9 protein-coding genes and 1 pseudogene are annotated in these 12,810 nt (G+C 60.4%); 7 read left to right on the top strand and 3 right to left on the bottom strand.

Annotated features, from left to right (window positions below):
- Nucleotides 1–355: 355 nt before the first annotated feature.
- The gene (locus tag IGW04_RS25885) at nucleotides 356–676 is read right to left on the bottom strand and encodes a hypothetical protein (protein ID WP_228527257.1); all 321 of its coding nucleotides are present in this window, start codon (nucleotides 674–676) and stop codon (nucleotides 356–358) included.
- Nucleotides 677–812: 136 nt separating this feature from the next.
- Here IGW04_RS25885 and IGW04_RS20280 point away from each other — a divergent pair, with 136 nt between their 5' ends.
- The 5 genes from IGW04_RS20280 (at nucleotide 813) to IGW04_RS20260 (ending at nucleotide 8,135) form a co-directional block, all read left to right on the top strand.
- The gene (locus IGW04_RS20280; protein ID WP_194714917.1) at nucleotides 813–4,130 is read left to right on the top strand and encodes an acetyl-CoA carboxylase family protein; all 3,318 of its coding nucleotides are present in this window, start codon (nucleotides 813–815) and stop codon (nucleotides 4,128–4,130) included.
- Nucleotides 4,131–4,149: 19 nt separating this feature from the next.
- Nucleotides 4,150–5,886, top strand: coding sequence for an AMP-binding protein (locus IGW04_RS20275; RefSeq protein WP_194714916.1), 1,737 nt, complete (start codon nucleotides 4,150–4,152; stop codon nucleotides 5,884–5,886).
- A gap of 92 nt (nucleotides 5,887–5,978) precedes the next feature.
- A complete protein-coding gene (locus tag IGW04_RS20270; protein ID WP_194714915.1) occupies nucleotides 5,979–6,206 on the top strand; it encodes a hypothetical protein in 228 nt (75 codons plus the stop codon).
- A gap of 79 nt (nucleotides 6,207–6,285) precedes the next feature.
- Nucleotides 6,286–7,173 (top strand): crotonase/enoyl-CoA hydratase family protein, encoded by an 888-nt coding sequence (locus IGW04_RS20265; protein ID WP_194714960.1) that lies wholly within the window; start codon nucleotides 6,286–6,288, stop codon nucleotides 7,171–7,173.
- 38 nt (nucleotides 7,174–7,211) lie between these two features.
- Nucleotides 7,212–8,135, top strand: coding sequence for a hypothetical protein (locus IGW04_RS20260; protein WP_194714914.1), 924 nt, complete (start codon nucleotides 7,212–7,214; stop codon nucleotides 8,133–8,135).
- Nucleotides 8,136–8,681: 546 nt separating this feature from the next.
- Here IGW04_RS20260 and IGW04_RS20255 read toward each other — a convergent pair.
- Nucleotides 8,682–9,467, bottom strand: a complete 786-nt coding sequence (locus IGW04_RS20255) for an IclR family transcriptional regulator domain-containing protein (RefSeq protein ID WP_194714913.1) — start codon at nucleotides 9,465–9,467, stop codon at nucleotides 8,682–8,684.
- A 251-nt stretch (nucleotides 9,468–9,718) separates the two neighbouring features.
- Between IGW04_RS20255 and IGW04_RS20250 the strand changes: the two genes are divergently transcribed.
- Both IGW04_RS20250 and IGW04_RS20245 read left to right on the top strand, forming a co-directional pair.
- A complete protein-coding gene (locus tag IGW04_RS20250; RefSeq protein ID WP_194714959.1) occupies nucleotides 9,719–10,684 on the top strand; it encodes a Bug family tripartite tricarboxylate transporter substrate binding protein in 966 nt (321 codons plus the stop codon).
- 98 nt (nucleotides 10,685–10,782) lie between these two features.
- Nucleotides 10,783–12,453, top strand: coding sequence for a long-chain-fatty-acid--CoA ligase (locus tag IGW04_RS20245; protein WP_194714912.1), 1,671 nt, complete (start codon nucleotides 10,783–10,785; stop codon nucleotides 12,451–12,453).
- A 154-nt stretch (nucleotides 12,454–12,607) separates the two neighbouring features.
- On the opposite strand, the pseudogene IGW04_RS25880 reads toward IGW04_RS20245, so the two are convergent.
- A pseudogene (locus IGW04_RS25880) lies at nucleotides 12,608–12,810 on the bottom strand (IS3-like element ISBvi4 family transposase); the annotation flags it as partial.

Genomic DNA, 12,810 nt, shown 5'->3' with positions numbered 1-12,810 from the left:
AGGCCAGCCGGGCAATCCGAATGCGGCATTAAATAATCAATTCCCAAAAAAACATCCCTTCACTTTGCGCATCGTTATGGCGCCACAAGGGCGAATAAATACATGGACGGGATGCAGCCTTTAACGGCATGGTTACATTCTTCCTGAGGTGTTTTGCATTGCAAAAATGAAATTCCAGGTTTTCCGCAGGAAGAAAGGGAGCCTCGTTTCACGCAATACGGTCAATAAGCCGGACAATCGATTTACAGGCAGGAGACAGAGTGCTAGCATTTAGCGCGATGAAACACGGTTTCATCAGGCGGTTCTAACCTGTGCCGACGCATTCACCGGCGGAGTGCCAGGGTTGAATACTTGCTTAGATAAGACGTAACAACGTCAGGGAGACAAGCTGCATGCATCGGCACTCGCGAAAAGACATCAACACCGCGGCACGACGAGTCAGGCAACCGGTACAGTCAACCAGATCAAACAAGTCGATCCAAGTCCCGGCAACCCCGCTGTCCTGCCTTGCAATCTTTATGACGATTGCGATCGCGATCACAAGCACGCGCCGCATCGGACTGCCCCAGGGCTTCACCGCGGATGGCATCGCGGTTTCACCGCAATTGCGCGGATGATGCGCGCGCACGCGTGCTGGCCGTGCGGCACGACCTGTACCCCGATGCAGCACGATCACCCTCAACCTCCTCTTAAAAGCGCTGGACATCCCACGCGACCCAACGATTAAGCAATCCTGATGCGGCGCATCCCGTCACGCATGCATCATGACACCCTGTTACGCGCGATTCGCGCAGTTGAAAAAGGAGCCACGCTTGAAGAAGCTTTTGATAGCCAACCGCGGTGAAATCGCGCTTCGGGTGCAACGCGCGGCCCGCGACCTCGGCATCGCCACCGTTGCCGTCTATGCTCGGGACGATGCGAATGCGCGGCATCGCCTGCTCGCCGATGAGGCGATCGCATTGGAAGGGACCGGGCCAGCGGCGTATATCGACATCCCCGCGATTCTCGCCGCCGCCAAGGCGACCGGGGCCGATGCAATCCATCCCGGTTACGGGTTCCTTAGCGAACGGGCCGATTTTGCGCAGGCCTGCATGCAGGCGGGCATCTGCTTCGTCGGCCCGGCGGTGGAACACCTGGAACTGTTCGGCGATAAGGGCCGTGCCCTGGCGCTCGCTGCGGAATGCGGCGTTCCCGTCATGCCTGCGACCCGTGGCGATGCGTCCCTGGAAGAGATCGAGCGCTTCTTCGAGGCCCAGAACGGTGCCGGCATCGTGATCAAGGCGATCGGAGGCGGTGGCGGACGCGGTATGCGCGCGGTGCACAAGCGTGCCCAGTTGGGTGAAGCCTATTTGCGCTGCCGGTCGGAGGCAAGGTCCGCGTTCGGCGTCGACGCGGTCTATGCTGAACGCCTGGTCCAACGCGCGCGCCATATCGAAGTCCAGATTGTCGGCGATGGCATGCACGTGCTCGCGCTCGGCGAGCGAGACTGTACGTTGCAGCGCCGCTTTCAGAAGCTGATCGAGATCGCGCCGAGCCCGACGCTGCTGCCGCAATTCAGGGAGCGGATCATTGCCGCGGCCCATACGTTGGCCAAGAGCGTCGGCTATCGCAGTCTCGGCACCTTCGAGTTCCTGGTCGAGGAATCGCAGTCCGGCGAACAAACCGACTTTGTATTCATCGAGGCCAATCCGCGCCTGCAGGTGGAACACACCATTACCGAGCTGGTCACCGGGACCGACCTGGTGGCGCTGCAGCTCGGCATCGCGTCCGGCCACAGTCTGCGCGATCTCGGCTTGAACCCGGAAGCTCCGCCCAGGGCGCGCGGCTATGCAATTCAGGCACGGGTCAATGCCGAATCGATCGATGCCGAGGGCCTGGCGCGCCCAGCGCACGGGCGCCTCGAATGCTTCGACCCTCCCACAGGTCCGCAGGTGCGCGTCGATACGCATGGCTACACGGGCTACGAGCCATCGCCGAATTACGATACCTTGCTGGCCAAGTTAATCGTCTTCTCGGGAAGCGCCCAGTTCAGCGACGCTGTGCGCCGGCTCAAGCGTGCGCTGGCTGAATTCCGTATCGTCGGCATGCCGACCAATCTGCCACTGCTGCGCGCGCTCGCCGAGCGCGAAGACTTCGCCGCCCAACTGGTGCATACCCGCCATTTCGAAGCCATCCTGCCGCAGCTGCTGGAATCCGCGCAGCGCATCGCGGCGGCCGACGCCGGGCGCGGCGCGCAGGCAAGCCTGGCCGCGCCGGACCACCTGGCAACCACGCCACGCGCCGCCGGCCTTGATGAGGCGATAGAGGAAGACCTGATCGCCATCCGCGCTCCCATGGCCGGCCGGGTCATCGAACTGACGGTAAAGGAAGACGACATCGTTCAGCGCGGGCAGATGGTCGCGGTGATCGACGCGATGAAGATGGAACACGCGGTCGTCGCCGAGAGCGCCGGCCGTGTCATCGACGTGCGCATGCAGGCCGGCACGCAGATATTGGAAAACCAGGTGCTGTTCGTACTCGAACCGATTGAAGCCGCCGACCATGCCGTGCAGAGCACAAAGGCAAGCGACCCGCGCGCAATCCGGCCGGACTTGCAGCGCGTTATCGATCGCCATGCCTTCCTGTATGACGAGGCCCGCCCGGACGCGGTCGCGAAGCGACATGCGCGTGGCCAGCGCACCGCGCGCGCGAACGTCGACGACCTGTGCGACCCGGGCTCCTTTGTCGAATACGGTGCACTGGCGATCGCTGCGCAGGCAAGCCGCCGCACCCAGGAAGACCTGATCGCCAATACGCCGGCCGACGGCCTGATTACCGGCATCGGCGGCATCAACGGCGCCATGTTCGCGCCGGAACGTTCGCGCTGCGTGGTACTTGCCTACGATGCGACGGTGCTTGCCGGCACCCAGGGCAAGCGCAACCACACCAAGACAGACCGCATCCTGCAAGTGGCCCTGAAAAACCGGCTGCCCGCCGTGATCTTCGCCGAAGGCGGCGGCGGCCGGCCGGGCGACATCGATTTCCCCACGGTTGCCGGCCTGTTCCAGCCAGCGTTTGCGCAGTTCGCCGAGCTGAGCGGTGAAGTGCCGGTGGTGGGTATCGTTTCGGGCCGCTGCTTCGCCGGCAATGCCGCGCTGCTCGGATGCTGCGACGTCATCATCGCCACCCGGGACGCCAACATCGGCATGGCCGGTCCGGCGATGATCGAAGGCGGCGGCCTCGGCACGTTCCGCGCCGAGGACATCGGGCCGGCCAGCGTCCAGCACCATAACGGCGTGATCGATCTGCTGGTCGATGACGAAGCCGCCGCGGTGGCGGCGGCGAAGCATTACCTGTCGATGTTTCAGGGCCCGGTCAGCGACTGGCAGGCGCCCGAGCCGCTGTCCCTACGCGGCATCGTCCCGGAAAACCGCTTGCGGGTGTATGACACGCGCGCCGCCATCGCGGGCATCGCCGACGCCGGCAGCGTGCTGGAATTGCGGTCCGGGTTCGGCACCGGCATTCACACGGCGCTCGCGCGCATCGAGGGCCGGCCGGTGGGCATCATTGCGAACAACCCGCGCCACCTGGGCGGCGCCATCGACCCGGACGCGGCAGACAAGGCCGCACGCTTCATGCAGTTGTGCGACGCTCACGGCTTGCCGATTGTCTCGTTGATCGACACACCGGGATTCATGGTCGGCCCCGAGGTGGAAGCGCGGGCGCAGGTGCGGCACGTATCCCGCCTGTTCGTGACCGGCGCGAAGCTGCGCGTGCCATTGCTGGCAATCGTGCTGCGCAAGGGTTACGGCTTGGGCGCCATGGCGATGGCCGGCGGCGGCTTCCGTGCCCCCAGCTTCACGGTATCCTGGCCAACCGGCGAATTCGGCGGCATGGGACTGGAAGGCGCGGTTCGCCTGGGTTTTCGCAAGGAGCTGGAAGCGCAGCCCGAAGGCCCGGAACGCGATGCGCTTTACCAGCGCCTGGTCGCGCAAATGTACGAACGCGGCCATGCGATCAATGCCGCTGCGGCGCTCGAGGTAGACGCGGTGATCGACCCGGCTGCAAGCCGCCAATGGTTATCGACCGGGCTGGCCGCCGGCGCCGCCCGCCCCGACAGGCCGGCGCGCGGCTACATCGATGCCTGGTGACATGGAAAGGAAACGGGAAATGGACGAATCACGGTTCATTGACGAACTGGAAGCAACCCACCGCCGTATCTGGCCAGCCGATCTGCCGATGAAGCCCATCTATCCACGGGGCGAAAAGCCGCTGGGCGACTATCTGCGCGGCTGGGCGCGCGCATCTCCGCAACGCACGGCCATCAATTTTTACGGCGCAAGGATCAGCTATCGCGAGCTTGATGAACAGAGCAACCGGTGCGCGGCCCTGCTTGCCAGCCATGGCGTCGCCGCCGGCAGCCGCGTCGCCGTCATGCTGGGCAACTGCCCCCAGTTCCACATCGCGTTCTATGCGATCCTGAAGCTCGGCGCCGTCTATGTGCCGGTCAACCCGCTGTTCAGGGAAGAGGAGCTAGTCTATGAACTCAACGATGCGGGCGCGACCGTCGCCATCGTGCTCGACCAGCTCGCGCCGACCGTTCTTTCCGTAAAGCCGAAAACCGGCCTATGCGTGGTGTTTGCCACCAGCCAGGGTGAAATGCTGCCAACGCAGCCCGAACTGCCCCTGCCCACGGGTCTGGACAATCCGCCCCAGCAGATCGAAGGCGTGATCGACCTGCTGTCGGCTATGCGCGCGTTCGACGCCTCTCCGCCCGGCGTGACGATCGATCTCGACGCCATCGCGGCACTGAACTACACCGGCGGCACGACCGGGATGCCCAAGGGTTGCATGCACACGCAGCGGGACATGCTCTACACAGCGGCGACGTCGTACGCGGTGAGCGGAGCGGTCAGGGCGGACGGCACGGTCGTCGAGAGCGCCGAGACGGTGCTGAACTTCCTGCCGATGTTCTGGATCGCCGGAGAAAACCTCGGCCTGATCTCGCCCATCTTTACCGGGGCTACCGTGGTGCTGCTCGCACGCTGGGACCCGCGGGCCGTCATGGCGGCGATTGACCGTTATGAGGTGAGCCGTATGTTCATGGTCGTCGACAATGTTCTCGAGCTGATGTCCCATCCGGAACTGGCGCGTTACCAGCTGCGATCCCTGCGGCGCGCCAGGACCGCCTCATTCGTGCGCAAGCTGACGCCGGATATCCGCCGTCGCTGGTTCGAGCTGACCGGAAGCACGCTGGCTGAGGGGGCGTGGGGCATGACCGAAACGCATACCAGCGATACCTTCACCACCGGCATGCAGGCCGGCGATATGGATTTGCACGGCCGCCCGATCTTCGTCGGTCTCCCGGTGCCCGGCACGCAAATCAAGATCTGTGACTTCGATACCCATGCGGTCCTGCCTGCCGGCGAAGAAGGAGAAATCGTCGTCAGGACGCCGTCGCTGTTCAAGGGCTACTGGGGTCGGCCCGAGCTGAACGCCGAAGTGTTTCGCGATGGCTGGTTCCACACCGGCGATATCGGCGCCTATGACGCCCAGGGCTACCTGCACTTCCTCGGACGACGCAAGGAAATGCTGAAGGTGCGCGGGATGAGCGTGTTCCCGTCAGAACTCGAGGTCTTGCTGTCGCGCCATCCGGCCGTCCTGGAAGCCGCCGTGCTTGGCCGCTCCGACCCGGACAAGGGGCAAGTGCCGGTGGCATTCCTCCGCTTGCGCCCGGATCAGGAAAACGATGTCACCGCAGGCGCGCTGCAGGCCTGGTGCCGGGAACACATGGCGATCTACAAGGTGCCCGAAATCCGGCTCGTCGGCGCGCTGCCCATGACGGCCACCGGCAAGGTTCGCAAGGTGGAATTGCAGGCGCAGCTTGACGCCAGTCAGCGCGGCTGAGCCTGGTGCGGCTCGATCTGCAATGCGCCACGATCAACGAAAGCGCCAAGCCAAGGAGAATTTGTTCAAACGACTTATGAATACACGAATCAATGAACTATTGGAATCCGGCATGCCATCGTATCGCGACCGGGGTGGCCGGCGTCTACTCGCAAATCCTGAACCGCGGCGCCATGGATTCGGGGGCATGCTCTTGCGGCATGATTGCCGGCTCGATCCATGAGATTCGGACGGTGAATGAACTCATCGATCGCATCATGTCGGAAGCGGAAAGATTGATCCGTGAGCGCTTGGCAGCAATGCTGAACGACGCACGGTGATGCCTTCTAAAGTGCTTTAAAAATGTTTGCCCTGGCGTCGCCGTTGCGGCCCGGGCACCTTTCATTACCTGGAGATCCCATGCCATTGCCAACTCTTGAAACCACTCTCTATAGCGTTGACCGGGGCGTTGCCACCATCACGCTCAATCGACCCGAGAAGCTCAATGCTTACAACGCAAAGATGCGCGCGGAACTGATCGCGCTGTTTGACGAGACCGATGCCGACAACAACGTGCGCGTCGTCATCGTGACCGGCGCCGGCAGAGCGTTTTGCGCAGGCGCCGACTTATCGTCGGGCGGCTCGACATTCGACCGTCAAGCGAATCCTGGCGACCTCTCGCGCGAATCACTGAAGGTCGGCGACGTATACCGTGACGGTGGCGGCACCAACACCTTGCGCATCTACCAAAGCCTGAAGCCTGTCATCGGCGCCATCAATGGGCCAGCGGTAGGCATAGGCGCAACCATGCAGCTACCCATGGACATGCGTTTGGCTTCCACCGAGGCGCGCTTCGGCTTTGTCTTCGCGCGCCGCGGCATCACCCCTGAAGCCGCATCATCATGGTTCCTGCCGCGCCTGGTGGGCATGCAGACGGCGCTCGAGTGGTGCATGACCGGCCGGGTCTTCGGTGCGGAAGAAGCGCTTGCACACGGGCTGGTGCGCTCACTGCATGCCCCTGACGAGTTGCTGCCCGCCGCACAGGCGCTTGCCCGCGAGATCGCCGATAATACCGCGCCGGTGTCCGTTGCCCTTGCCCGCCAGATGCTGTGGAGGATGGCAGCCGCTGCACACCCGATGGAAGCGCATCGTATCGACAGCCGCTCCATCCAGGCGCGCGGCCAGTCCGAGGATGCGCATGAAGGCGTGACGGCATTTCTGCAGAAGCGCCCGGCAGTGTTTCCCAATAAGGTATCCACCGACATGCCGTCCTTCTTTCCCTGGTGGGAAGAGCCCGAGTTCAAGTGATGCACTCGCGCACATCATTCACTTCGACAGGACACACGATGAACTTCGATACCCCCCTTTCGCTGTGCGGGCCCCTGCGCCAGCCGCAACAGATGCTCGCTGACCAGGAATACAGCGGCCATAGCTCCATCCATGACGACGCAATGGCGGAGAAACTTGGCTTTCGCGCCGGGCCCATTGAAGGGCCGACGCACTTCAGCCAGTTCGTGCCCTTGCTGGAGCACGTCTGGGGCAAGGCATGGTTCGAGCGCGGCTGTTTCTCGGCGCATTTCCAGAACATGGTAGTCGAAGGCGAATCAGTGCGCGCTTTCGTCGAAGTCCCCGAGTCCGGCGCTACCCGTTTACGGGCATGGGCCGAGAAGGCAGACGGCACGCCTGTACTCGAAGCCAGCGCCAGCTTGGGTCCGGGCCATGGACCGACTTTATTGGAACAACGCATGGCGCAACTGCGCCCACCCGGGCAACTCGTCATTCTGTCGGACCTGCATGTGGGAATGACTGGTTCGGAAGACGAGCCGGTACGAATGGACGCGGAACAGCATATGGGAAAGCTCTACCCGTTCTCGCTGAAGCAGAAACTGGCGCGAATCACGGAGAATTGTCCCTGGTATGAAGACGGTTCTTCCTCGCCCTGGGGCCGCGCGATCATTCCGCTGGAAATGGTTAGTGTGCTAGCCGAATACACGACCCCCGCGGCCAGGTTCCCAGTGAAGCACCCGGTCGTCGGCCTTTTCGCCGACCTTGAGATTCGCATGGTCGACGGGCCGCTGTTTGTCGGCGAGGACTACCTGATCCGGCGCGAGATCGTTGCCCTATCGGAAAGCAAGCGCACGGAGTCCTATTGGGTACGCACCCGCATCTTCGATGCCGCTGGACAGCGCCTCAAGGCCGAGACTCTGCTCAATCACGCCACGCTGAAGCATTCCTTCGCTGGGTATGAATCGGCGCGAAAGGATTCCTGACCGTTCCATGTACTTCGGGTAGGGGCGGCACGTCGCTGTGCCACCTCCCCCTATAAACCAGGTGCGCTTCCTTCAAGGCACTTGGCTTGGTTCACATGAAGTCAGGCTTTCAGGCCCAACCGGTTCCCCTGTTTCAACATGACCGATGCACGTCTCGTCTTTTATGACAGGCGGCCGGAAAGGAGAGCAAACGTAGCAGCGGTCGTCGCAAGTTCCAGACTATTGATTTTCACACTATTTCGCCCCTAATTTTCATTGAGCTTTCATCCGCTCCAAGCCGCCGCTGGCCGCGATCGGCAAGGGCTACCGGTGGAAAGTCTTTGGATCAGTCCCAAGTGAAAAGAGGGTTAATCTCGCATGGAAATGACCACGCCACTTTTGCCCAAGGCTGCCCCACCCCCGCTCCAATATGCCCTAATTCCGTATGAGGGACTAAGTGAACCGAGTGGATCAAGAGTCAGCGGAAGACTGGGTTAATAAAGAATGAAAATCAGGGAATCATCCAAGCCAAATCCCAAGAGCGCGCTTGCGAAGCTGGCCTTGTGCTTATTTGCGCATTGCATGCAGTAGCGCTTCAATCCTGCCGGCTGTTTCGCGGAGCGCTGGCAGGCATTGCTTGATAATTTGTTTTTCAGTACGGCTTCCAAGTACCATGCTAACGCCTAGTGATGCAATTACGCGCCCGTCGCGCTCCCGCAGTGGCACAGACAGTCCGGCTAGCCCATCGACCATCTCGCTGATCAAAAGACTGTAGTTCTCCGCGCGCACTTGAGCCAGCTTGCGTTCCAATCCGCTGCGTGTGCATATCGTGAATTGAGTCAGCTTTTTCAGCTCAGTGTTCGCTAGATAGGCTTCCCATCGCTCGGTGTCCAGAAAGGCCAGTAACGCCCGCCCAAGCGAGTGTGCATAGGCCGGCATACGCCTTCCGACTGTCATATCTAGCCTGACCATCTGCTTAGGCTCTTCTCTCGCAATTAAAACGATTGACGAGCTGTCGAGCACAGCGAGCGAGCAGGTTTCGTTAAGTTGCTCGGCAAGTATGCGCATGGGGTTGCGCGACAGCGTGGGCAGGTCCATGGCGGCAAAGTACGCGTAGCCAAGCTCAATCACCTTAGGAGTCACCCAAAACGCTTTCCCTTCCTGTACAACATACCCATGATGCAATAGCGTATGCAACAGACGGCGTGCTGCGGCCCGGGTCACGTCAAGCTTTTCCGCAACATCTTGTATCGTCAGGCTAGCGCCTTCCGATGCAAACAATTGCAGCAGCGCTAGTCCCTTTGACAATGAATCAAGCAACTCGTCCCTTTTTTCTTTTGCTTCCTTCTCCATACCCTCTCCGTAACCAGTCCAAACTTTATATGCGTGCGAAGCTTGATTGCAACGGCACATAGCTTATCTTTTTTGCGAACAATTGTTCGCTCATTTCTGCTAGCATGACGTCGGATTCAAAAGGCTACCCTCAGATACAGCCCTTCATAGAGACCGAGACAATGAAACATTTTTATAACATTAAGAACGAATCTGCAGGACCTGCACAAGCCGTGACGCGGCGACGAAATTGCTATGGTTGGGCAAAACATATGCACAAGCGCTTTGCAATAGCTGCCCTCCTTTGCATCGCCGCCGGCGGCGCAGCGGCGCAAGGTTATCCTGACCGGATGATCAAACTGGTCGTGCCTTTTCCGCCTGGCGGCCCGACTGATGTGGCCTCACGCATTATCGGCCAGAAAATGAGTGAGGGCCTGAAGCAGCAAATCGTGGTGGAGAACCGTGCCGGAGCGTCCGGCATGATCGGCGCAGAGGCAGTAGCCAAGAGCGCTCCCGACGGCTATACCCTGATGATGCTAGCCACGCCTACCCTGCTTTTTCCGCATTTGGGTAACTACAAGGGCACTGATTTGTTCAAGGACTTTACCCCGATTGGCAGCGCGTACGATCTGCCCATCGTAATGGTAGTAAATCCTTCTAAAATGCCTGACGTAAGCAATCTGCAGGACTTGATCACTAAAGCCAAGGAGCAGCCGGGCGCATTGAATTACACCAGTGCTGGCAACGGTAGTTTTGGCCATCTCTCCACCGAGTTGCTGAAAAGCCTTGGGCAGTTTGATATACGGCATGTACCTTACAAAGGTAGCGCGCCAGCGATCCAGGACCTGTTGGGTGGAACAGTGCCAATGATGTTTTCGGACATGATCGCGGCGCTTCCACATATCAAGGCAGGCAAGCTGAAGCCGATCGCCGTTGGATCCGCGAAGCGCGTCGCCTTTACGCCGGAAGTCAAAACGGTTGCGGAGCAGGGCTTTGCCGGGTTCGACGCAGTGGCATGGGGCGGCCTGTTGGCGCCTGCCGGTACGCCGAAAAATGTCGTCGATCGCCTCAACAGGGAACTTCAAACCGCCTTGGCCGATAAGGATGTGCAAGCCAAGTTGCTTGGCGCTGGGACGCTTGCCGCCTACGAATCCCCGGAGAAGATGAAAAGCCGCATGCAAGCCGACTTCGAACGCTGGGGCAAGGTGATACGGGACAACGGGATAAAGACCGACTGACCTTTTCAAACTTCGGACCGGCAGTCCGGTACGTGGATACCGCCTTGCCGCCCGTACCGGCCGGCCTATGGAAACCGGCCTAATTGATATTGAAATTCATGGCACGCTCTGGACACTACCCGTTTTGGCCCAAAGGCTATCCTGCGCATCTCGACACGCCGGCCACGACGTTATATGACAATTTGGCTGTCTCGGCCGCTCGCTATCCTGCAAAGGCGGCCATCATTTTTTATGACAGCGTCATTACCTACAGCCGGCTCAAGAGCGAAGTCGACGCAATGGCTGGTTATCTGCAGCAACGATGCGGGATCAACCATGGTGACCGCATCGTTTTGTTTTCCCAGAACTGCCCGCAGTTCATCGTCGCCTATTACGCGATCCTGCGTGCGGGTGCAGTAGCCGTGCCGGTCAACGCGATGAGCCTGACACCGGAACTTGAGCATTACATTACTGACAGCGGCGCCCGGGTGGCATTCGCGGCGCAAGAGTTGTTCGAGCGCTTGGCTCCGTGGCTTCGCTCTGGCGCCATTGAGCATGTAATCGTGCACTCCTATGCTGATTACCTGACTACCCCCACCACTCTGCCGCTGCCGCAGGCAGTGCAGGAGATTCGTAGCGCTGTCGCGAGCCCAGGCACTATTAGGTGGATTGACGCATTGGCTGGCCAGCTTGCGCCGGGAAGGAATAACGCAAGCTGTGACGACTTGTGCGTTCTGCCTTACACCTCAGGCACCACGGGCAAGGCTAAAGGATGCATGCATGCGCACCGTACGGTCATGCACGCGACAATCGCTGCGCAGGTATGGCGGCAGCTGCAGCCGTCGTCCGTCTTCTTGGCGGTGGCGCCGCTGTTTCATGTGTTGGGAATGCAAAACGGCATGAACGTGCCCATCCAGTTGGGCGCGACCATCGTTATGCTGTCACGCTGGGATCGTGCGGCAGCCCTGGTCCTGATTGAGCGCTACCGTGTCAATGTCTGGGCGGCACCGCCGGCCATGGTGATCGACTGCTTTTCCGCCCCCGATTTGGCCAACTATGACTTATCCAGCCTGGCCCTGCTTTGCGGTGGTGGCGCGGCTATGCCGGAGGCGGTGGCTACGATGCTGCAGGACGACTTCAAGGTCATCTACAGTGAAGCCTATGGCCTATCGGAGACCGCCTCTTTCCTGCATAGCAATCCGTTGGATCGGCCTAAACGACAATGCATAGGCCTTCCGACGTTTAATGTTGATTCGCGGATCATTGATCCGGAGACCTTGCAGGAATTGCCGATCGGTGAAGTCGGCGAAATCGTCACGCATGCGCCCCAGGTGATGCTAGGCTACTGGCGCAATCCCACTGCCGATGCCGACAGCTTTATCGGGTTGGAGGGAAAGCGTTTCCTGCGGACCGGCGACCTCGGTTATGTTGATGAGGAAGGCTACTTCTTTATCCGGGACAGGCTTAAACGAATGATCAATGTCTCCGGCTACAAGGTCTGGCCGGCGGAAATAGAAAGCCTGATGTATCAGCATGATGCGGTGCATGAAGCCTGCGTGATTCCGTTCAAGGATAAACAAGGCAACGAAAAAGTGAAGGCCCTTCTTGTTCTCAAGCCGGGGTGGGAAACATCAGTAACTGCGGAGAATATAGTCCTGTGGTGCCGACAGCACATGTCCGCCTACAAGGTCCCGAGCTTGGTCGAGTTTTTGGATAGCCTGCCCAAGTCGAGCAGTGGAAAAATCTTGTGGCGCGACTTGCAGGAATCGCAATGCACCCAGGTAGGGTGATACTGGCGGCCTTGGCATTGACTGGTGAACCGCAGCAGACTAACGGCTTGGCATCGCGTGAGGTCGGTCGGAATTTGTGTATGCCAACACGGTGTTAAGCAGCGGTCCCTTGCCAAAGGTATTGCTGCCTGAATGCTGCCGGCGACAAGTCACCTTACCGTGCCTGCCGTTGCTGGCGATTGTAAAACAGGTCGATGTCCTCGGCGATTTCGACCGGGCTTGTTGGCGTATCGAGTAACGCCGATGGTGAATCGGCTCGTTATTGAGCCTCCCCCAAGAAGCTCTCGATGGGCGCGTTGTCGTAACCGTTCCCGCGCCGGCTCATCGACGCTTGCATGCGGAACTGCGCCACCAACG

This window comes from Noviherbaspirillum soli (assembly GCF_015352955.1).
GTDB lineage: Bacteria > Pseudomonadota > Gammaproteobacteria > Burkholderiales > Burkholderiaceae_D > Noviherbaspirillum_A > Noviherbaspirillum_A soli.
This window is presented reverse-complemented; position numbering and strand designations above follow the sequence as displayed.

What these genes read in the sequence shown, in the direction of transcription:
- IGW04_RS20275 (WP_194714916.1), top strand. Translation starts at nt 4,150, where the DNA reads ATGGACGAATCACGGTTCATTGACGAACTGGAAGCAACCCACCGCCGT.
- IGW04_RS20270 (WP_194714915.1), top strand. Translation starts at nt 5,979, where the DNA reads ATGAACTATTGGAATCCGGCATGCCATCGTATCGCGACCGGGGTGGCC.
- IGW04_RS20265 (WP_194714960.1), top strand. Translation starts at nt 6,286, where the DNA reads ATGCCATTGCCAACTCTTGAAACCACTCTCTATAGCGTTGACCGGGGC.
- IGW04_RS20260 (WP_194714914.1), top strand. Translation starts at nt 7,212, where the DNA reads ATGAACTTCGATACCCCCCTTTCGCTGTGCGGGCCCCTGCGCCAGCCG.
- IGW04_RS20255 (WP_194714913.1), bottom strand. Translation starts at nt 9,467, where the DNA reads ATGGAGAAGGAAGCAAAAGAAAAAAGGGACGAGTTGCTTGATTCATTG.
- IGW04_RS20250 (WP_194714959.1), top strand. Translation starts at nt 9,719, where the DNA reads ATGCACAAGCGCTTTGCAATAGCTGCCCTCCTTTGCATCGCCGCCGGC.
- IGW04_RS20245 (WP_194714912.1), top strand. Translation starts at nt 10,783, where the DNA reads ATGGCACGCTCTGGACACTACCCGTTTTGGCCCAAAGGCTATCCTGCG.